The organism is Caulobacter sp. Root1455 (genome assembly GCF_001426905.1).
Lineage (GTDB): Bacteria > Pseudomonadota > Alphaproteobacteria > Caulobacterales > Caulobacteraceae > Caulobacter.
In genome coordinates this window covers 171,335-191,158 of the sequence record NZ_LMFQ01000025.1, presented here as the reverse complement: position 1 = coordinate 191,158, position 19,824 = coordinate 171,335, and the positions used below count along the sequence as shown (strand labels likewise).

The window sequence follows — 19,824 nt, the reverse complement described above, 5'->3', positions numbered from 1 at the left end:
TCATTGCACAAAGCCGTCGCGCTCATGGCCGCGGTCGCGGGCCTGTCGGTCGCGGCTCAGGCCCACGCCGAGGTCGACCTGTTCTCCCGCCAGACCGTTTCCGGTCTGATCGACCTGCGCCTGGGCGCCGCCGACGGCGAGACGGCCTGGATCGACGGCGGCCTGGGCAAGGGGCGGTTCGGGGACGGCGGCAAGGCCGCGCTCGGCGAAGCCTCCATCGTCTGGGCCCCGCGCTTCTCCTCCCGGCTCGGCGCGGTGATCATCGCCCAGAGCCAACAGGCCCAGGACCGCGTGGTCGACGCCGGCGAGGCCTATCTGACCTATCGCGGCGACCTGACCGGCGGCGTGCGGCTGAGCGCCCGCGCCGGCCTGATGTACCCGCCGATCTCGCTGGAGCACGACGGCCTGGAATGGTCCGTGCCCGACACCATCACCCCCTCGGCGATCAACAGCTGGGTGGCGGAGGAGACCAAGGTCGTCGGACTGGAGGCCACGGCGCGCGGCGCGCTCGCCGGCCAGAAACTGAGCGCGACGGTCGGCGTCTTCACCCATGGCGACACCGCGGGCACGTTGCTGACCTTTCGCGGCTGGGCGCTGCACGACCTGAAGTCCAGCGCCACCGGCGACTTCCCGCTGCCGCGCCTCAGCCCGTTCATGATCAAGCGCCAGGCGCCGTTCACGACCTCGCTGCGCGAGCTGGACGGCCGCGCCGGCGTCTACGCGCGCCTCGAGTGGCGGCCCCGCGCGAACCTGATTCTGGACCTGTTCGCCTATGACAACGACGGCAACCGCACGGCCGTCGACAATCACGAATGGTCCTGGGAGACCCGGTTCTTCAACCTGGGCGCCCGCTGGGACATCGACGACGCCACTCACCTGCGCGCCCAGGCGATGCAGGGCGAGACCCTGATGGGCAAGTCCAACGCCAACGGAATTTGGACCGATGTCGGCTTCCAGGCGACCTATGTCTCGGTGACGCGCGACCTGGGGCCCGGCTCGCTGACCGGCCGGTTCGACCAGTTCTCGACCACCGACCGCACCAACAAGGCGGTCGACAACAACGCCGAGCACGGCTGGGCCGCGCTGGTCGCCTATCGCTGGGACCTGCGGCCGGAGATGCACCTGGTGTTCGAGGGCCTGCGGATCGACAGCGACCGGCCCGAACGGGTCCGCCTGGGCGAGACGCCGCGGCAGACCCAGACGGTCGTGCAGACCGCGCTGCGGTATCTGTTCTAGGGCCTAGAAGCTCTGGGGAACCAGGTGGCCGTCCTTCAAGGCGAACACCCGGTCCATGTAGCGAGCCAGCTCCATGTTGTGGGTGGCGATCAGCGCCGCGACGCCGCGCTGGCGGGCCTGCTCGTACAGCGCCTCGAACACCGCCGCCGAATTGGCCGGATCCAGATTGCCGGTCGGCTCGTCGGCCAGCAGCAGCTTGGGGTGGTTGGCCAGGGCCCGGGCGATGGCCACGCGCTGCTGCTCGCCGCCGGACAGCTGGCCCGGCTGGTGATTGAGCCGTTCGGCCAGGCCCAACTGGTTCAGCATCTCGGTGGCGGCGGCGCGCGCCTCGCCCCGGCTTCTGCCGGCGATCATGGCCGGCATGGCCACGTTCTCGACGGCGCTGAACTCGGGCAGTAGGTGATGGAACTGGTAGACGAAGCCGACGGTCGAGAGCCGCACCTTGGTGCGCTGGCGTTCCGACAGCTTGGAGCAGTCGCGGCCGTCCAGGGCGATCAGGCCGGCGTTGGGCTTTTCCAGCAGGCCCGCCGCGTGCAGCAGCGACGACTTGCCCGAACCGGACGGACCGATCAGCCCGACCACCTCGCCGGGATAGACGTCCAGGTCGACGCCGCGCAGCACGTTCAGCGCCCCGGCCTCGGTGACGTAGGTGCGCTCGACGCCGCGCAGGGCCAGGACGGGGCTGGCCACGGGCTGGGTGGGATCACTCATAGCGAAGGGCCTCGACCGGATCGAGCCGCGAGGCGCGGATGGCGGGCGGCAGGGTGGCCAGGATGCTCATGGCCGTCGAGATGCCGACGATGCTGGCCACCTCGGCCCAATCGATCTTGGCCGGGATGTGGGCCAGGAAATAGATGTCGGCGCTGAACACCGCCGTGCCGGTCACCCACTCCACGAAATTCTGGATGGTGCTGATGTTGGCGCAGAACAGCGTGCCGAGCAGCAGGCCCGCCAGGGTGCCCGACAGGCCGATCGAGGCGCCGGCCATGATGAAGATCCGCAGGATCGAGGCCTGGCTGGCCCCCATGGTCCGCAGGATGGCGATGTCGCGGCCCTTGTTCTTCACCAGCATGACCAGGGCCGAGATGATGTTCAGGGTGGCGATGGCGACGATGAAGAACAGGATCAGCCGCATCACCTTGCGTTCGACCTGCAGGGCGTTGAAGTAGCTGGAGTTCTTGTCCATCCAGTCCTGGACGAAGGCGCCCGGGCCGCTGGCCTGTTCGATGATCGGCTTGATCTCCTTGGCCCGGTCGGGGTCGGCGATCTTGATCTCGACATAGTCGATCGAGGTGTCGCGGCCGAAGAACAGCTGGGCCTGGGGCAGCGCCATGTAGACGAAGCTCTCGTCGAACTGGCTCATGCCGACGCTGAAGATGCCGCCGACCGTGTAGTCCTTTTCGCGCGTCGAGGTCCCGAACGCCGTGGCCGGGCCGGAGGGCGAGATCAGGGTGATGGCGTCGCCGGCCGACAGGCCCAGATTGCGGGCCATGCGGTCGCCGATCAGCACGATGTCGCCGCCGTACTCACCCTCGCCGAACCCGGCCAGCGAGCCGCGCTTGATGTTGGACGAGATCATCTTCATGCCGCGCAGATCGGCCGGGGTGACCCCGCGCACGATGGCGCCGGACACCTGGCTGGGACCGATGACCATGGCCTGGGCCTCGACCATCGGCGCGGCCTGGGTCACGCCGCGCACGGCCTTGATGCGGTTGATGACGCCGTCGCGGTCCGGTCCGTTCAGCAGCGGACCCTGAGCGTAGACGTGGCCGTTGAAACCCAGCAGCCGGCCCAGCAGCTCGGCGCGGAAGCCGTTCATCACGCTCATCACGGTGATCAGGGCGAAGACCGCCAGCATCACCGCCGCGAACGAGATGATGGCGATCAGCGCCACGCCGCCGTTCTTGCGCTTGTTGCGCAGGTACCGCCAGGCGACGGTGCGCTCCCAGGTTCCGAACGGACCGGCGCCGAGGGCCATCAGGCGGCCTTGCCCGATTGGGGGCCGGTGAGTTGGGCGATCACGTCGGCCAGCGGGGCGCTGTGGCGCTCGCCGGTCTTGCGGTTCTTGATCTCGACCACGCCCTCGGCGACGCCCTTGGGGCCGACGATCAGCTGCCAGGGCACGCCGATCAGGTCCATGGTGGCGAACTTGGCGCCGCCTCGGGTGTCGGTGTCGTCATAGAGCGGGTCGCGGCCGGCGGCCTTGAGCGCCTGGTAGGCGGTCTCGCAGGCTTCGTCGCAGGCGGCGTCGCCCTGGCGCATGTTGATGATCCCGACGCCGAACGGGGCGACGGACTCGGGCCAGATGATGCCGCCCTCGTCGTGGCTGGCCTCGATGATCGCGCCCAGCAGGCGTGAGACGCCGACGCCGTAGCTGCCCATCTGCACCGGCACGTCCTTGCCGTCCGGCCCGGTGACCAGGGCCTTCATCGGCTCGGAATACTTGGTGCCGAACGAGAAGATGTGGCCCACCTCGATGCCGCGCGCCGACAGGCGGTCGCCCTCGGGGATGGCGTCGAAGGCCGCCGCGTCGTGCATTTCCTCGGTGGCGGCGTAGAGCGCGGTGCGCTGGTTCACCAGCGGCTGCAGGTCGCCGAACCAGTCGACGTCCGGACCGGGCGCGGCCATCTCGACCAGGTCCTTGTGGCAGAAGACGGCGCTTTCGCCGGTGTCGGCCAGGACGATGAACTCGTGGCTGAGGTCGCCGCCGATCGGGCCGGTGTCGGCGCGCATCGGCACGGCCTTCAGGCCCATGCGCGAGAACAGGTTCAGATAGGCCACGAACATGCGGTTGTAGGCCTTGCGCGCGCCCTCGGCGTCGAGGTCGAAGCTGTAGGCGTCCTTCATCAGGAACTCGCGGCCGCGCATCACGCCGAAGCGCGGACGCGTCTCGTCGCGGAACTTCCACTGGATGTTGTAGAGGTTCTTCGGCAGCTCCTTGTAGCTCCGCACATGGGCCCGGAAGATGTCGGTGACGACTTCCTCGGCGGTGGGGCCGTAGAGCAGATCGCGCTTGTTGCGGTCGGTGATGCGCAGCATCTCGTCGCCATAGGCCTCGTAGCGGCCGCTCTCGCGCCACAGGTCGGCCAACTGGATCGTCGGCATCAGCAGTTCGATCGCGCCGGCCCGATCCATTTCTTCACGGACGATCTGCTCGACCTTCTTGAGCACCTTCAGGCCCAGCGGCAGCCAGGCGTAGATGCCCGCCGCCTCCTGGCGGATCATGCCCGCGCGCAGCATCAGCTGGTGCGAGACGATCTGGGCGTCGGAGGGAGCTTCTTTCAGAACGGGCAGGAAATAGCGCGACAGGCGCATGGACGAGACGTCTCCGGGGAATTCGAGGCGTTGAGATAGCCGCTTGGGCGTCAGCTTGGCAACGCGCGCGGCGAAAAGATGACGTTCCGAGGTGTTGGATCAACCGGTCACCGGTCGGCGTAAGAAAGCGTGACCGTGAAAAAGGGTCCATCGCCGGCGAAAAGAAGGCCGCGCGGTCCTCGCGCGGCCTTTCAAGTCATCGTCGGGGAAGACGCCACAGAGCAAGGTCGGAAAAGCCGGCCTCGTGACTCCGAGATTAGGCTCCGAACGGTTGTTCGGGGCGCCCGATTGCGTCTGGTCTGGCCAGTTGGCGAAGTTCGCCCACGGATTGGGCGAATGCCGGCAAATATGACGTCGCGCGCCCAAGGCTTGGGCGCCATTCCTGTGATCAATAGCTGGCGGGCAGGGCCGGCAGGGTGATCAGGTGGAAGCGGATGACCAGCAGCAGCGCCGCCATCACCAGCGCCGACACCCAGGTCGTCGTGAAGAACTTGCGCTTCAGGTTCGGATTGACCGGCGCGCCGGGGTCGGCGCCCGGCGGCGGCTCGATCCCCAGCTCCTTGAAGGTGCGGTTGCCCAGCGGCAGCACGGCGAACAGCGTGGTCCACCAGATGGTCAGATAGACGGCGATGCAGGTGACGGGACCCATCAGTGAGCCTCTTTCGGCGTTTCCATGAGCTCGACCAGCATGCCGCCCATGTCCTTGGGGTGAACGAAGATGATCAAGGTGCCGTGGGCGCCGATGCGCGGCTCGCCCAGCACGGTGGCGCCCTTGGCGACCAGGCTGTCGCGGGCCTCGTAGATGTTTTCCACCTCGAAGCAGATGTGATGCTGGCCGCCCTTGGGGTTCTTGGCCAGGAAGCCGTGGATCGGCGAGGCCTCGCCATAGGGCTCGATCAGCTCGATCTGGCTGTTGGGCAGGTTGACGAAGCAGACCCACACGCCCTGCTCGGGCATGGCCCACTTTTCGGTGTGCGAGGTCGCGCCCAGCAGGTCGCGGTACATCTTCACCGACTCGTCGATGGAGGGCGTGGCGACGCCGACGTGGTTGAGCTTGCCGATCATGGTCCGTTCCCGCGTATTCTTGTGATTGCGGTTGGCCTAGCACCGATGCCGCACTGCGAAAAGAGCGACCAGTCAGCGCGCCGGCGCGGGCTCGCGCAGCCAGTGGAAGCGCACCGGCATGATCTGGATCAGCAGGATCCCGGCGAGGAACCCGCCCAGGTGGGCCTGCCAGGCGATGCCCATCACGCCCGAACCGGACGCGGCGCCGTAGGCCGCGCCCATGCCGACCACCAGCAGGTTGGAGAACAGCGCCGAGCCGACCTGCTGGGCGACGCCGCGCGAGAACAGCGGCGCCAGCTTGGCCTGTCCGGGCGCGGCCAGCCGGGCGACGGCGCCCCACAGGCCGAAGATCGCGCCCGATGCGCCGACCGCCCCGCTTTGCTCCGGCGCCAGCAGGACGAACGCCCCCGCGCCGGCCAGTCCGCAGACGACGAAGAAGAACAGGAAGAGCAGTCCGCCGATCCAGTCGCGGCCCAGACGCTGGGCGATCGCCGGCCCCAGGGCGATCAGGGCGCCGCTGTTCATCGTGATGTGCAGCCAACCCAGGGTCTGCCCCCAACTGGCGTGCAGGAACATGTGGGTCAGCGGCGTCCACCACAGGCCCTGGAACACGCCCGGCTTCCACAGCGCGCCGTAGAAGAAGATCGCGTCGCCATAGCCGAGGCTCTCGCCGACCGCCTGGAGGGCGCAAATCAGCCAGAGCACGCCGGTGATCACCAGGACCGGCCAGGCCTCGAACCAGAGCATGGACGGCCCCCTGCCCCACAACGCTTCGCGTTGCGGGGTCTCGGCGACGGGCGTCCGCTCGTCGGTCATCGCGGGGTCAGACCCGCAGGACCGTGGTCTCGACCACGGGCTTGCGTTCCCAGATGCGGAAGGCGGCCTTCTTCACGGCCTTGGACAGGGCGCTCTCGATGGCCTCGTCGATCTCGCACTGCTCGCCGCTCAGGCGCTTGAAGGCGGTCTCGGCCTCCTCGGCCAGGTCGTCCAGCGCGTCGTCCAGCGGATATTCGGCGTCGCCGGCCAGGCCCAGGCCGCGGACCTGCGGGCCCGAGACGATGCGGTTGCGGCCGTCCAGCACCACCGACACGGCCAGCATGCCGTTGAACGCCGCGTGACGCCGCTCGCGCAGGGCCTCGCCGTTCTCGGGCGTCACCACCCCGCCGTCGACATAGAGGCGGCCCGACGGGACCTCGTCGATGATCTGCGGATGGCCGGGGGCCAGCAGCACCATGTCCCCGTTGCGCGGGCTGACCGCGTGCGGCACCTGCAGGTCCTTGGCGAAGGCGGCGTGCTCGATCAGGTGGCGGCGCTCGCCGTGGGTCGGCACTGCGATATGCGGCCGGGCCCACTGGTACATCTGCTTGAGCTCGTCGCGGCACGGGTGGCCGCTGACGTGGATGCCGGGGGTGTCGCGTTCGGTGTGCAGGCGCACGCCGCGGTCGGCCAGCTTGTTCTGCAGATTGCGGATCGGGATCTCGTTGCCCGGGATCACCCGCGAACTGAAGATCACGTGGTCGCCCTGCGAGAGCTTGACGTGCGGGTGGGTGCCTTCGGCGATCCGGGCCAGGGCCGCGCGGGCCTCGCCCTGGCTGCCGGTGCACAGGAACAACACCTCGTTCTCGGGCAGGTACTTGGCCTGGTCGTCGGTGATGAAGGGCTCCAGCCCCTCCAGCAGGCCGACGTGGCGGGCCGCCGCGCTCATCCGGTGCATCGAGCGGCCGGCCAGGCAGACCTTGCGGCCGGCCGCCTGGGCGGCGCGGATCACGGTGTCCATCCGGGCCACGTTCGAGGCGAAGCAGGCCACGGCGATCTTGCCGGTCAGGCCCTTGATCAGCCGGTTCATCGCCACGCGGACGTCGGCTTCCGAGCCGGCCACGCCGTCGACGAAGACGTTGGTGCTGTCGCAGACCATGGCCAGCACGCCCTCGTCGCCGAGACGCTGGATGGCCGCGATGTCGGTGGGGCCGCCCAACTGCGGGTCCGGATCGATCTTCCAGTCGCCGGTGTGCAGGATCGTGCCCAGCGGGGTCTTGATCGCCAGGCCGTTCGGCTCGGGGATCGAGTGGGTCAGGGTGATCATTTCCAGATGGAACGGACCCAGGTCGAAGCTGCCGCTCAGCGGGATCTCGGTGATCGGCACCTCGTCCAGCAGGCGGGCGTCGCGCAGCTTCTCGCGCAGCAGGAAGGCGGTGAACGGCGTGGCGTAGACGGGCGCCTTCAGGCGCGGCCACAGCCAGTGCACGGCGCCCAGGTGGTCTTCGTGGGCGTGGGTCAGGACGATCCCGATGATGTCGTCCTTGTAGGCCTCGATGAATTCGGGGTCGGGCAGGATAATTTCGACGCCGGGCGTCGTCTGGTCGCCGAAGGTCACGCCCAGGTCGACGACGATCCACTTGCGGTCGTCGGCCGGGCCATAGCCGTACAGATTGAAGTTCATGCCGATCTCGTTCGACCCGCCTAGCGGCAGGAAGACGAGTTCGTCCTTGGGGGAAGGCTTGTCGGTATATTTGGTCATTAGGTCTCTAGATGGGTGTTGCGACGATGAATTTCGAGGAGACCACGAATGGTCAGATCTGAATCGAAGTGGTCGATGCTGTCGGTGGCGCCCTCGAACAGCGAGGCGACGCCGCCGGTGGCGACCACGGTCATGGGTTCGGCCCGTTCGGCCTTGATGCGGGCCACCAGGCCCTCGATCAGCGATATATAGCCCCAGAACACGCCCGATTGCATGGCGCTGACGGTGTCCGTGCCGACGATGCGGCCGCTCGACGGGCGCTGGATGGCGATGCGCGGCAGCTTGGCGGCGGCCTCGTGCAGGGCCTGCATGGAAAGATTGATGCCGGGGGCGATGATGCCGCCCTCGAACGCGCCGTCGGCCGCGACGATGTCGAAGGTGGTGGCGGTTCCGCTGTCGATGACGATCAGCGGGCCCGGATAGATCATGTGCGCGCCCACGGCGTTGACCAGGCGGTCGGCCCCGGCCTCGGACGGCTTGTCGATGCGCACGTCGACGCCCAGCTTGGCGTTCTCGCCGATCACCAGCGGTTCGACGTTGAAATAGCGGCGGCTGAGATTGCGCAGGTTGAAGATCGACTGCGGCACGACGCTGGAGATGATGCAGGCGTCGATGGCCCGGAAGCCCAGGCCCTGCATCGACAGCAGCTGCGACAGCCAGACCACGTATTCGTCGGCCGTGCGCGTGCTCTCGGTGGCGGCGCGCCACTGCGCGATCCACTCATTGCCATCATGGATGGCGAACATGGTGTTGGTGTTGCCCTGTTCGATGGCCAGCAGCATCAGGAGGCCCCTCCGAAAAAGACGTCGCCGGCGGTGATCCGCCGCAATTGGCCGTTCGCCAGACGAAGACGCAGCGCGCCGTCGCCGTCCAGCCCTTCGGCGATCCCCTCCAGGGTTTCGGTCCCCAGGCGGGCCACGCAGGGCTCGCCCAGGCCGTGGGCGCGGGCGGTCCAGGCGTCGGCGATGGCGGGGAAGCCCAGGCGCAGCCAGACGTCCTGCCAGCGCGCGAAGGCGGCGGCCAGGACCTCGATCGCCTCGATCGGCGACGGCGGCGGGGCGTCCCTGTAGGTGGTCAGGGCCGTGGCGGGGCGTTCGCTGTCGATCGGCTTGCGGGCCAGGTTCACGCCCACCCCGACGGCGATCCACAGGCCGCCGGTCGGCCGGGCCCCGGACTCCACCAGGACGCCGCTGACCTTCAGCCCGCCCAGCAGCGGGTCATTGGGCCATTTGAGGCTGACCAGGCCGGCGGGCGCATAGGCCGCCAGCAGGTCGGCGACCGCCAGGGCGGCGACGAACGACACCTGGGCGGCCTCGGCCGGCGGCTTGTCGGTGCGGAACAGCAGGGTGGCGGCCAGATTGCCTTCGCCCGTCTCCCAGGCGCGGCCGCGCCGGCCGCGGCCGGCCGTCTGGCGCAGGCCGACGATCCAGACCGGGCCCGCCTCCCCCGCTTCCGCGCGGCGACGGGCCTCGGCGTTGGTCGAGTCGATCTCGTCCAGAATGACGACGGGCGCGGGCGGAAGAGCGCCCGTCACGTCACGCGTGGCCAAAGGCCGCCGCGGCGGCCCTGGCGGCGGGGTCGAGCCAGATCAGCGCGACCAGCACGACCGGGAACGAGAAGGCGGCGGCGACGAAACCGACCGCGCGGGCGATCGGCTGCGGCTTGTCCACCGCGCCGGCCGGCGCGTCGAACCACATCGCCTTGATCAGGCGCAGATAGTAGAACGCCGCCACCACGCTGCCGACCAAGCCCAGCACCGCCGCCCACTGCAGCAGCACGTCGCCCGAGCCCATGGCCGCGCCGAAGACGTAGAACTTGGCCCAGAAGCCCGAGAACGGCGGCATGCCCAGGGCCGACAGCGAGAACGCGGTCATGGCCACGGCGATGCCCGGACGGTGCTTCACCAGGCCGGCCATGTCCTCGATCGTCTCCATCGGACGACCATCGCGCGACAGGGCCTGGAGGCAGGCGAAGAAGCCGGTGACGTCGACCATGTACAGGGTCATGAACAGCAGCATCGAATGCAGGCCGGTCTCGCCGCCGGTCGCCACGCCCAGCAGGGCATAGCCGACATTGGCGATGGAGCTGTAGGCCCACAGGCGCTTGAGGTTGCTCTGGGCCAGGCCCGCGAAGGCGCCGACGAACACCGAGGCCAGCGACGTGATGACCAGGATCTGGCGCCACTGGGCCACCGAGTCCGGGAAGGCGTCGCCCAGCACGCGGGCGAACATCATCATGGCGGCCAGCTTGGGCGCGGCGGCGAAGAAGCCGACGACCGGGGTCGGGGCGCCTTCATAGACGTCCGGCGTCCACATATGGAACGGCGCGGCCGAGACCTTGAACGCCAGGCCGCAGAGCAGGAACACCAGGCCGAACAGCAGGCCCGTGCCGTGCGCGCCATGGGCCATGGTGGCCCCAACGGCGGCGATGTCGGCGAAGCGGGTGGAACCCGCAAAACCGTAAATGAGCGAAGCGCCGTACAGCAGCAGGCCCGACGACAGGGCGCCCAGCACGAAGTACTTCAGGCCCGCTTCCGACGACTTGGCGTCGTCGCGGCGGAAGGCGGCCAGGACATACAGCGCCAGGGATTGCAGCTCGACGCCGATATAGAGGCTGATCAGGTCGCCGGCCGAGGCGGTGACGCCCATGCCCAGCGCCGACAGGATCACCAGCACGGCGAATTCGAACTTCTGGTCGCCGCGGACGGCCAGCCAGCGGTCGCCCAGCACGACGGCCACGGCGCTGAAGCCGTAGATCGCGACCTTGGCGTAGGTGGCGGCCGCGTCGGCGGAATAGACGCCGTTGAAGGCGTGTCCATGCGGCCCGACCACGGCGGCCACGGCCGCGCCCAGCAGGGCCAGGACGGCCGCGCCGGTGAACAGCGGGGTGACCTTGCCGTGGAACGCGCCCCAGACCAGCAACAACAGGGCCGAGGCCCCGAGGATCACTTCGGGAAGAACGAGGGAGAAGTTGGCGGCGAACGTCATGGGGTCCCTCACCCGCCCACGGCGGCGCGCCAGGCGCCGACGAGCCCGTCGACGGACGACGCGGTCAGGTTGAAGATGAGATTGGGATAAACACCGAGCACCAGGGTGCCGATGATCAGCGGAGCGAAGATCAGGATCTCGCGCTTGTCGAGGTCGGTGATGGTCTTGAGCTCGGGATTGACGATCTCGCCGAACATCACGCGACGGTACAGGTTCAGCGCGTAGACCGCCGAGAGGATCACGCCGCTGGTGGCCACCAGCGCCGTCCAGGTCGAGGCCTTGTAGACGCCGACCATGGTCAGGATCTCGCCGACGAAGCCCGAGGTGCCCGGCAGGCCGACATTGCCCATGGTGAACAGCATGAACGTCGCCGCGTACCAGGGCATGCGGTTGGTCAGGCCGCCGTAGAAGGCGATCTCGCGGGTGTGCATGCGGTCATAGACCACGCCGACGCAGAGGAAGAGCGCGCCCGAGATCAGGCCGTGGCTCAGCATCTGGAACAGCGCGCCCTGCTCGCCCTGAACATTGCCCGAGAAGATGCCCATGGTCACGAAGCCCATGTGGGCCACCGACGAGTAGGCGATCAGCTTCTTGATGTCGGTCTGACGGAAGGCGACCAGCGAGGTGTAGACGATGGCGATGGCCGACATCGCGAACACCAGCGGCTGGAACAGCTCCGAGGCGTTGGGGAACATCGGCAGGCTGAAGCGCATGAAGCCGTAGCCCCCCAGCTTCAGCAGGATGCCCGCCAGGATCACCGAACCGGCCGTCGGGGCCTCGACGTGGGCGTCGGGCAGCCAGGTATGGACCGGCCACATCGGCATCTTGACCGCGAAGCTGGCGAAGAAGGCCAGCCACAGCCAGGTCTGCAGCCACGGGGCGAACTTGAAGCTCATCAACACCGGGATCGACGAGGTGTGGGCGACGGCGATCATCGACAGGATGGCCGCCAGCATCAGCACCGAGCCGAGCAGCGTGTAGAGGAAGAACTTGTAGGCCGCGTAGACCCGGCGCTTGCCGCCCCAGATGCCGATGATCAGGAACATCGGAACCAGGCCGCCCTCGAAGAAGAGGTAGAACAGGATCAGGTCCAGGGCGCAGAACACGCCGATCACCAGGGTCTCGAGCACCAGGAAGCAGATCAGGTACTCGACGACGCGCTTATCGACCGATTTCCAGCCGGCGATGATGCAGATCGGCAGCAGGAAGGTGGTCAGCAGCACGAACAGGATCGAGATCCCGTCGACGCCCATGCGGTAATGCAGGCCCGCGAACCAGTTGAGGTCCTCCACGAACTGGAAGCCCGGGTTCTTGGCGTCGAACTGGGCGACCAGCACGACCGACAGGGCGAAGGTGACCAGGGTGGTCGCCAGGGCGATCCACTTGGCCAGGTTGTCCGTCTTGGCGTTGTCGCCGTGCAGGGCGCGCGCGCCCAGCAACAGGACCACGCCGATCAGCGGAGCGAAGGTGGTGAGGCTGAGAAGGCCGGTCATCGATCTTCCCTAGTGGAAGCGGAACAGGGCGAAGGCCAGCAGACCGGCGACACCGAGCAGCATGACGAACGCGTAGTGATAGAGGTAGCCGGACTGCAGCTTGCCGGTCCGACGGCCGACGTCGTAGCTGACGGCGCTGACGCCGTCGGGCCCGAAACCGTCGATCAGCTTCTGGTCGCCGCCCTTCCAGAACAGGTCGCCGAGGAACTTGGCCGCGCGCACGAAGGTGGCTTGGTACAGCTCGTCGAAGAACCACTTGTTGTAGAAGAACACGTACAGCGGGCCGTTCCGGGCCGCGAGGGCGGCGCCCAGGCGCTCGTTGCCCTTGATCAGATAGACCCAGACGGCGATCGCCAGGCCGAGGATCGAGGCGATCAGCGGGCTGTACTTCACCAGCTCCGGCACCTCGTGGGCCTCGTGCAGCACATGGTTGGTCGGGGCGTTGAAGATCGCGCCGCGCCAGAACTCCTGCTGGTCGTGGCCGACGAAGTAGTCGACGAACACGAAGCCGGCGAAGACCGCGCCGATCGACAGCACGATCAGCGGAATCAGCATCACCCAGGGGCTCTCGTGCGGCTTGTGATCGTGGCCGTGGCCATGGTCGTCATGCGCGTCCGGCAGCGGCTCGTCGTGAGTCTCGGCGTGGGCGTGGTCTTCATGGCCATGGGCGGCGTGCGCGTCATGAGCGTGGTGATCGTCGTGACCCCAGCGGGCCTTGCCGTTGAAGGTGAAGAAGGCCAGGCGCCAGGAGTAGAACGAGGTCAGGCCGGCCACCACCACGCCGATCACCCAGGCGAACAGGGCGATGCCGTTCTTGCCGCCCGCGGCGAAGGCCGCCTCGATGATGGTGTCCTTCGAGTAGAAGCCCGCGAAGCCCAGCTCCAGCGGCGGGAAGCCCAGGCCCGTGATGGCGATCGTGCCGATGGTCATGGCGATGAAGGTCACCGGCAGCAGCTTGGCCAGGGCCCCGTACTTCCGCATGTCCTGCTCGTGGTGCATGCCGTGGATCACCGAACCGGCGCCCAGGAACAGCAGCGCCTTGAAGAAGGCGTGGGTGAACAGGTGGAACATCGCCGCCTGATAGGCGCCGACGCCGGCCGCGAAGAACATGTAGCCCAGCTGCGAACAGGTCGAATAGGCGATGACCCGCTTGATGTCGTTCTGGGTCAGGCCGACCGTGGCCGCGAACAGGGCCGTGATCGCGCCGATCACCGTGACGATGTTCTTGGCGACGGGCGCGTATTCGAACATCGGCGACAGCAGGCACAGCATGTAGACGCCGGCGGTGACCATGGTCGCCGCGTGGATCAGGGCCGAGACCGGGGTCGGGCCTTCCATGGCGTCCGGCAGCCAAGTGTGCAGGAAGAACTGCGCCGACTTGCCCATCGCGCCGATGAACAGCAGGAAGCAGGCGATGTCGACCAGCGGGAAGGTGTGGCCGGCGAACACCCAGGTGCGCGCCACGCCCGAGGCGATCTGCGGGAAGATCTCGGCGAACTGGATCGACCCGAACGCCCAGTAGGTGGTCATGATGCCCAGGGCGAAACCGAAGTCGCCCACGCGGTTGACGACGAAGGCCTTGATGGCCGCGGCGCTGGCGGTCGGCTTCTTGTACCAGAAGCCGATCAGCAGGTACGAGGCCAGGCCCACCCCTTCCCAGCCGAAGAACAGCTGCATGAAGTCGGCGGCGGTGACCAGGGCCAGCATGGCGAAGGTGAACAGCGACAGGTACGCGAAGAACCGCGGCTTGCTGTCGTCCTCGGCCATGTAGCCCCAGGAGTAGACGTGCACGAGGGCCGAGACCGTCGTCACCACGATCAGCATCACGCACGACAGGGCGTCGATGCGGACCGACCAGTTGGAGACGAAGTTCCCCACGTGGATGAAGGGCAGCAGGTTGACCGTGAAGGCCTCCATGTGCCCCCAGGTCCACTGGCTGAACGTGTACCAGCCCAGGGCGCAGCTGAGAATGAGCGCGCCCGTGGTGACCGCCTGCGAGGCGACGTCGCCGATGCGGCGGCCGAACAGGCCGGCGATGATCGCGGCGACCAGCGGCGCGAGAACGAGGATGGTGACGAGAGTCTGCACTGCGATCAGCCCTTCATCACGCTGGCGTCGTCGACGGCGATGTCACCGCGGTTGCGGAAGAACGTCACCAGGATGGCCAGGCCGACGGCCGCTTCGGCCGCGGCCACGGTCAGCACGAACATGGCGAAGACCTGCCCCACCACGTCATGCAGATAGACCGAGAAGGCCACCAGGTTGATGTTCACCGCCAGCAGGATCAGCTCGATCGACATCAGGATGACGATGATGTTCTTGCGGTTCACGAAGATGCCGAAGACGCCGATCGTGAACAGGATCGCGGCGACGACGAGATAGTGCGACAGGCCGATCATTCGCTGATCCCCTCGCCCGGCTTGATCTGCACGAGTTCCATTCCGGTCTTTGGCGTACGGGCGTTCTGCTTGCCGATGTTCTGGCGCTTGACGCCCGGCTTGTGGCGCAGGGTCAGGACGATGGCGCCGATCATGGCCACCAGCAGCACCAGACCCGCCAGTTGGAAGAAGAAGACGTAGTCGGTGTAGAGCACCCGGCCGATCGCCTCGGTGTTCGGCACGCCGACCGGCGAGGCCAGGGGCTCGGCGTTCTTGCCGGCCGCGCCGCCGCTGACCACCGAGGCGGCGACCATGATCATCTCGATCGTCAGAACCCCGCCGACCAGCCCGCCGACCGGCAGGTACTGGGCGAAGCCCTGGCGCAGCTCGGCGAAGTCCACGTCGAGCATCATCACGACGAACAGGAACAGCACCGCGACCGCGCCCACGTAGACGACGATCAGCAGCATCGCCAGGAACTCCGCGCCCATCAGGACGAAGAGGCCGGCGGCCGAGAAGAAGGCGGTGATCAGGAAGAGCACCGAGTGCACGGGGTTCTTGGCCGAGACGACGAGAAGACCCGCCGCCACGGTCGCTACCGCGAGCAAATAGAAAGCTATCGCCTGCAAGGCAGGTGCTCCCCTTAAAACCATAAAACAACGACGGGCCGGATGGCTCGCCGTCTACCTCGGAATCGCGCCCCGTCCTTTAGCGGTAGGGCGCGTCCAACTCCAGATTCTTCGCGATCAGCCGTTCCCAACGGTCGCCGTTGTCGAGCAGCTTTTCCTTGTCGTAGTAAAGTTCCTCGCGCGTCTCGACGGCGAACTCGATGTTCGGCCCCTCGACGATGGCGTCCACCGGGCAGGCCTCCTGGCACAGGCCGCAGTAGATGCACTTGACCATGTCGATGTCGTAGCGGGTCGTGCGGCGGCTGCCGTCGTCGCGCGGCTCGGCCTCGATGGTGATGGCCTGGGCCGGGCAGATGGCTTCGCACAGCTTGCAGGCGATGCAGCGCTCTTCACCCGACGGATAGCGACGCAGGGCGTGCTCGCCGCGGAAACGGGGCGACTGCGGGCCGCGCTCGTTCGGATAGATCACGGTCTTCTTCGGCGCGAGCATGTACTTCATGCCCAGGCCGAAGGCGCCCGCGAAGTCGAGCAGGGCCACGCCCTTGATCGCCTGTGTGATGCGCTGGAACACCAGAGCTCTCCTAACACTTCTCTTTGGGGAAGGGTTTTGCGTCCCTCCCCGCTTCGATCTGTCCCCGGCGGGTAGCCTGCCGGATGACGCATTCCCTGGCCTTGGCGTCCGCCTGACGGCGCGCTTCGACCTGTTCGTCCATCGACCTGGTCTCCTCCGGCGGCCGAACGCCGCGCGGATGCTCCCAGGCGGCGCAGCCGGACAGAGCGATCATCGCGATCATTCCGGTCCAGCGCGCCTTGTGCGTCATTTTCCGCCCTTCGGAATGACGCAGGTGTAGTTCGAAAGCTGGGTGGGGTCGCCCCCATCCTGCTTGGCTTCGATCTTGCCGCCGTCGGCGGTGCATTGCTCGCTGTCCCGGCGCAGCTGGTCGTAGCTGGCCGTGCCGCGCCCCAGCGAATAGGACGTCTTGGCCGGCGCGGCGCCGTCGGTCGCGCAACCGGCCAGGATCAGGCCGAGGGCGGCGACCGCCAGGTATGTCGTCTTGCCGATCACCCCTGGATCCCGAACACGCGCCAGGCCGACACCAGCATCACCAGCACCAGCGACATCGGCAGGAACACCTTCCAGCCCAGGCGCATCAGTTGGTCGTAGCGGTAGCGGGGCACGATGGCCTTGGCCATGGCGATCATGAAGAACGCCACGACGATCTTGAAGTAGAACGCCAGGGCCAGCAGGAAGTTGACCAGGAACGGCGGCCAGCCGGCCGTGAAGCCGATCGGGAAACCAGGGTTCCAGCCGCCGAAGAACAGCACGCTGATCATCGCGCACATCAGGACGATGTTCGAATATTCGGCGACCATGAACAGCAGGTACGGGGTCGAGCTGTATTCAACCTGGTAGCCGGCCACAAGTTCGGATTCGGCTTCCGGCAGGTCGAACGGCGGGCGGTTGGTCTCGGCCAGGGCCGAGATGAAGAACATGCCCATGGCGATCACCATCACCGGCAGCAGGATGATGTTCTTCAGGCCGTGGCCGCCGAACACGTTCCAGTTCCAGATCCAGCCCGCTTGCTGCTCGACGATCGAGCTGAGGTTCATGGTGCCGGCCAGCAGGATCACCGTGATGATGATCAGGCCGATCGACACTTCGTACGAAACCATCTGCGCCGCCGAGCGCAGGGCGCCCAGGAACGGGTACTTCGAGTTCGAAGCCCAGCCGCCCATGATGATGCCGTAGACGCCCAGCGAGCTCATCGCCAGCAGGTACAGGATGCCGACATTGAGGTTGGAGACCACCCAGCCCGGCGCGAACGGCACCACGGCCCAGCCGACGAAGGCCAGGACCAGGCTGAGCAGCGGGGCCAGCAGGAAGATCACCTTGTCGGCGCCGGCCGGGATGATGATCTCCTTCAGCACGAACTTGAAGAAGTCGGCGAAGGACTGCAGCAGGCCGAACGGACCCACCACGTTGGGGCCCTTGCGCATCTGCACGCCGGCCCAGATCTTGCGGTCGGCCAGCAGCAGGAAGGCCAGGCTCAGCAGGACCCAGATCACGACCAGCAGGATTCCGCCGGTGGTCAGCAGGGTCCAGGTCACGGCGGGGTTGGAGAAGAATTCGCTCACCGGCCTACTCCGCCGCGATCTTGGCGGCGCCGGAAACCGTGGCCGCGCATTCGGCCATGGTCACGCTGGCGCGCGCGATGGGATTGGTCAGGTGGAAGGCCTTGATCGGGCTTTCGAACGGGGCGTCCGACAGCTCGCCGGCGCCGCCCAGGCCCGACAGGTCGAACGCGGTCGGGATCGAGCCCGGCGCGAAGTCGATCTGGCCGAAGGTCGGATGCTCGGCGAACAGCTTGGCCCGCAGCTGGTCCAGGCTGTTGTACGGCAGCGTGGCGCCCAGGTGCTCGGAGAGAGCCCGCAGGATCGACCAGTCTTCCTTGGCGTCGCCCTTGGGGAACACCGCCCGCTCGCCCATCTGGACGCGGCCTTCGGTGTTCACATAGAGGCCGTTCTTCTCGGTGTAGGCCGCGCCCGGCAGGATGACGTCGGCCTTGTGGGCGCCGGCGTCGCCGTGGGTGCCCAGATAGATCTTGAAGGCGTCCGAGGCGGCGGTCTCGCACTCGTCGGCGCCCAGCAGGAACAGCACGTCCAGCGCGCCCGGCTTCAGCATCTCCGACGTCGACAGACCGCCCTCGCCCGGGACGAAGCCCAGGTCCAGGCCGGCCACGCGGGCGGCGGCGGTGTGCAGCACGTTCCAGCCGTTCCAGCCGTCACGCACGACGCCGAAGGTCTTGGCGACAGCGGCGGCGGCCTTCAGCACGGCGGCCCCGTCGGCGCGGCTGAGCGCGCCCTGGCCGATGATGATCGCCGGACGCTCGGCGTTCTTCAGGGCCGTGACGAAGTCGTTCTTGGCCTTGGCCAGGCCCGACAGGGTCTTGGTCCCGGCGCCGAGATAGTCGTAGTCGAACGTCAGGTCGGCCTGCTCGCCGATCACGCCGAAGCGGGTCTTGCCGGCGATCCACTGCTTGCGGAAGCGGGTGTTCAGGACCGGGGCCTCGAGGCGCGGATTGGCGCCGACGAACAGCACCACGTCGGCGTTCTCGATGCCGGCGATCGTGGAGTTGAACAGCCAGCTCGCGCGCGGACCTTGGCCCAGGGCCGAGCCGTCCTGGCGGGCGTCGAGGTTCTTCACGCCCAGGGCGGTGAACAGGTCCTTGGTCGCCTTCAGGCTCTCGGCGTCCTGCAGGTCGCCGGCGATCACGCCGATGCGCTCCGGCTTGGCGGCCTTGATCTTGGCGGCGACGGCGGCGAACGCCTGAGCCCAGCTGGCCGGCTGCAGCTTGCCGCCGACGCGGACGTACGGGCGGTCAAGGCGCTGACGCTGCAAGCCGTCGACGGCGTAGCGCGTCTTGTCGCTGATCCACTCCTCGTTGACGTCCTCGTTGACGCGCGGCAGCACGCGCAGCACCGCTGAGCCGCGGGCGTCGACCCGGATGGCCGAGCCCAGGGCGTCCATGACGTCGACGCTCTCGGTCTTCTTCAGCTCCCAGGGCCGCGCCTCGAAGGCGTAGGGCTTGGAGGTCAGGGCGCCGACCGGGCACAGGTCGATCACGTTGGCGCTGAGCTCCGAGGTCACCGCCGCGCCGAGATAGGTCGTGATTTCAACGTCTTCGCCGCGCGAGATCAGGCCGATCTCCGGCGAGCCGGCGACTTCGGTGATGAAGCGGACGCAGCGCGTGCACTGGATGCAGCGGGTCATCACGGTCTTGATGAGCGGGCCCATGGCCTTTTCTTCGACCGCGCGCTTGTTCTCTTCATAGCGGCTGTCGTCGCGGCCATAGCCCATGGCCTGGTCCTGCAGGTCGCACTCGCCGCCCTGGTCGCAGATCGGGCAATCCAGCGGGTGGTTGATGAGCAGGAACTCCATCACCCCTTCGCGGGCCTTCTTGACCATCGGGGTCTTGGTGAAGATCTCCTGGCCCTCGGCGGCCGGCAGGGCGCACGACGCCTGCGGCTTCGGCGGGCCGGGCTTCACCTCGACCAGGCACATGCGGCAGTTGCCGGCGATGCTCAGGCGCTCGTGATAGCAGAAGCGCGGGATCTCTTCCCCGGCCAGTTCCGCGACCTGCAGAACCGTCATGCCGGGCTCGAACTCGACCTCGACGCCGTTGACCTTGGCGATTGCCATAA

General features: G+C 67.6%; 20 protein-coding genes. 1 reads left to right on the top strand and 19 read right to left on the bottom strand.

Going from position 1 to position 19,824, the window contains the following annotated elements; genetic code table 11:
- Positions 1-3: 3 nt before the first annotated feature.
- Positions 4-1,236, top strand: coding sequence for a hypothetical protein (locus ASD21_RS22095; RefSeq protein ID WP_056446676.1), 1,233 nt, complete (start codon positions 4-6; stop codon positions 1,234-1,236).
- A 3-nt stretch (positions 1,237-1,239) separates the two neighbouring features.
- On the opposite strand, the gene ASD21_RS22090 is transcribed toward ASD21_RS22095, so the two are convergent.
- The 19 genes from ASD21_RS22090 to nuoG form a co-directional block, all read right to left on the bottom strand.
- Positions 1,240-1,926: an ABC transporter ATP-binding protein gene (locus ASD21_RS22090; RefSeq protein WP_056446839.1), complete on the bottom strand. Its 687-nt coding sequence runs from the start codon at positions 1,924-1,926 to the stop codon at positions 1,240-1,242.
- A 13-nt stretch (positions 1,927-1,939) separates the two neighbouring features.
- Positions 1,940-3,214, bottom strand: a complete 1,275-nt coding sequence (locus tag ASD21_RS22085) for a lipoprotein-releasing ABC transporter permease subunit (protein WP_056446673.1) — start codon at positions 3,212-3,214, stop codon at positions 1,940-1,942.
- A complete protein-coding gene (gene proS / locus ASD21_RS22080) occupies positions 3,214-4,551 on the bottom strand; it encodes a proline--tRNA ligase (RefSeq protein ID WP_056446670.1) in 1,338 nt (445 codons plus the stop codon). The genes ASD21_RS22085 and proS overlap by 1 nt, the downstream gene beginning before the upstream one ends.
- Before the next feature lie 388 nt (positions 4,552-4,939).
- Entirely contained in the window at positions 4,940-5,200 is a 261-nt protein-coding gene (locus ASD21_RS22075; RefSeq protein WP_056446667.1) for a DUF1467 family protein, read from the bottom strand.
- Positions 5,200-5,616, bottom strand: a complete 417-nt coding sequence (gene mce / locus ASD21_RS22070; protein WP_029913333.1) for a methylmalonyl-CoA epimerase — start codon at positions 5,614-5,616, stop codon at positions 5,200-5,202. Before mce ends, ASD21_RS22075 begins: the two co-directional genes overlap by 1 nt.
- A gap of 72 nt (positions 5,617-5,688) precedes the next feature.
- Complete coding sequence (locus tag ASD21_RS22065) at positions 5,689-6,363, bottom strand: rhomboid family intramembrane serine protease (protein ID WP_235524942.1); 675 nt, start codon at positions 6,361-6,363, stop codon at positions 5,689-5,691.
- Between the two features lie 76 nt (positions 6,364-6,439).
- Positions 6,440-8,134, bottom strand: a complete 1,695-nt coding sequence (locus ASD21_RS22060) for a ribonuclease J (protein WP_056446662.1) — start codon at positions 8,132-8,134, stop codon at positions 6,440-6,442.
- Complete coding sequence (locus tag ASD21_RS22055; RefSeq protein WP_056446836.1) at positions 8,134-8,919, bottom strand: type III pantothenate kinase; 786 nt, start codon at positions 8,917-8,919, stop codon at positions 8,134-8,136. The genes ASD21_RS22060 and ASD21_RS22055 overlap by 1 nt, the downstream gene beginning before the upstream one ends.
- A complete protein-coding gene (locus tag ASD21_RS22050) occupies positions 8,916-9,668 on the bottom strand; it encodes a biotin--[acetyl-CoA-carboxylase] ligase (protein WP_056446833.1) in 753 nt (250 codons plus the stop codon). The genes ASD21_RS22055 and ASD21_RS22050 overlap by 4 nt, the downstream gene beginning before the upstream one ends.
- Before the next feature lies 1 nt (position 9,669).
- On the bottom strand, positions 9,670-11,121 hold the full coding sequence (nuoN, locus tag ASD21_RS22045) for an NADH-quinone oxidoreductase subunit NuoN (RefSeq protein WP_056446660.1): 1,452 nt from the start codon (positions 11,119-11,121) through the stop codon (positions 9,670-9,672).
- A gap of 8 nt (positions 11,122-11,129) precedes the next feature.
- Complete coding sequence (locus ASD21_RS22040) at positions 11,130-12,614, bottom strand: NADH-quinone oxidoreductase subunit M (protein WP_056446658.1); 1,485 nt, start codon at positions 12,612-12,614, stop codon at positions 11,130-11,132.
- Between the two features lie 9 nt (positions 12,615-12,623).
- A complete protein-coding gene (gene nuoL, locus ASD21_RS22035; RefSeq protein ID WP_056446654.1) occupies positions 12,624-14,702 on the bottom strand; it encodes an NADH-quinone oxidoreductase subunit L in 2,079 nt (692 codons plus the stop codon).
- Positions 14,703-14,707: 5 nt separating this feature from the next.
- Entirely contained in the window at positions 14,708-15,013 is a 306-nt protein-coding gene (gene nuoK / locus ASD21_RS22030) for an NADH-quinone oxidoreductase subunit NuoK (RefSeq protein WP_056446651.1), read from the bottom strand.
- Positions 15,010-15,645 (bottom strand): NADH-quinone oxidoreductase subunit J, encoded by a 636-nt coding sequence (locus tag ASD21_RS22025; RefSeq protein WP_056446648.1) that lies wholly within the window; start codon positions 15,643-15,645, stop codon positions 15,010-15,012. The genes nuoK and ASD21_RS22025 overlap by 4 nt, the downstream gene beginning before the upstream one ends.
- A 55-nt stretch (positions 15,646-15,700) precedes the next feature.
- The gene (nuoI, locus tag ASD21_RS22020; RefSeq protein WP_035074824.1) at positions 15,701-16,192 is read right to left on the bottom strand and encodes an NADH-quinone oxidoreductase subunit NuoI; all 492 of its coding nucleotides are present in this window, start codon (positions 16,190-16,192) and stop codon (positions 15,701-15,703) included.
- 10 nt (positions 16,193-16,202) lie between these two features.
- A complete protein-coding gene (locus ASD21_RS22015) occupies positions 16,203-16,442 on the bottom strand; it encodes a hypothetical protein (protein WP_235523880.1) in 240 nt (79 codons plus the stop codon).
- The gene (locus ASD21_RS22010) at positions 16,439-16,687 is read right to left on the bottom strand and encodes a hypothetical protein (RefSeq protein ID WP_156390767.1); all 249 of its coding nucleotides are present in this window, start codon (positions 16,685-16,687) and stop codon (positions 16,439-16,441) included. Before ASD21_RS22010 ends, ASD21_RS22015 begins: the two co-directional genes overlap by 4 nt.
- The gene (nuoH, locus tag ASD21_RS22005) at positions 16,684-17,757 is read right to left on the bottom strand and encodes an NADH-quinone oxidoreductase subunit NuoH (protein WP_056446645.1); all 1,074 of its coding nucleotides are present in this window, start codon (positions 17,755-17,757) and stop codon (positions 16,684-16,686) included. Before nuoH ends, ASD21_RS22010 begins: the two co-directional genes overlap by 4 nt.
- A 4-nt stretch (positions 17,758-17,761) precedes the next feature.
- Entirely contained in the window at positions 17,762-19,822 is a 2,061-nt protein-coding gene (nuoG, locus tag ASD21_RS22000; RefSeq protein ID WP_056446642.1) for an NADH-quinone oxidoreductase subunit NuoG, read from the bottom strand.
- Between the last annotated feature and the right edge of the window lie 2 nt (positions 19,823-19,824).

Excerpts from the sequence above, each read along its gene's own strand:
- nuoN (WP_056446660.1), bottom strand. The coding sequence starts at position 11,121 with ATGACGTTCGCCGCCAACTTCTCCCTCGTTCTTCCCGAAGTGATCCTC.
- ASD21_RS22085 (WP_056446673.1), bottom strand. The coding sequence starts at position 3,214 with ATGGCCCTCGGCGCCGGTCCGTTCGGAACCTGGGAGCGCACCGTCGCC.
- proS (WP_056446670.1), bottom strand. The coding sequence starts at position 4,551 with ATGCGCCTGTCGCGCTATTTCCTGCCCGTTCTGAAAGAAGCTCCCTCC.
- ASD21_RS22025 (WP_056446648.1), bottom strand. The coding sequence starts at position 15,645 with ATGGTTTTAAGGGGAGCACCTGCCTTGCAGGCGATAGCTTTCTATTTG.
- ASD21_RS22060 (WP_056446662.1), bottom strand. The coding sequence starts at position 8,134 with ATGACCAAATATACCGACAAGCCTTCCCCCAAGGACGAACTCGTCTTC.
- nuoK (WP_056446651.1), bottom strand. The coding sequence starts at position 15,013 with ATGATCGGCCTGTCGCACTATCTCGTCGTCGCCGCGATCCTGTTCACG.
- ASD21_RS22040 (WP_056446658.1), bottom strand. The coding sequence starts at position 12,614 with ATGACCGGCCTTCTCAGCCTCACCACCTTCGCTCCGCTGATCGGCGTG.
- ASD21_RS22065 (WP_235524942.1), bottom strand. The coding sequence starts at position 6,363 with ATGCTCTGGTTCGAGGCCTGGCCGGTCCTGGTGATCACCGGCGTGCTC.
- nuoG (WP_056446642.1), bottom strand. The coding sequence starts at position 19,822 with ATGGCAATCGCCAAGGTCAACGGCGTCGAGGTCGAGTTCGAGCCCGGC.
- ASD21_RS22075 (WP_056446667.1), bottom strand. The coding sequence starts at position 5,200 with ATGGGTCCCGTCACCTGCATCGCCGTCTATCTGACCATCTGGTGGACC.
- mce (WP_029913333.1), bottom strand. The coding sequence starts at position 5,616 with ATGATCGGCAAGCTCAACCACGTCGGCGTCGCCACGCCCTCCATCGAC.
- ASD21_RS22015 (WP_235523880.1), bottom strand. The coding sequence starts at position 16,442 with ATGACGCACAAGGCGCGCTGGACCGGAATGATCGCGATGATCGCTCTG.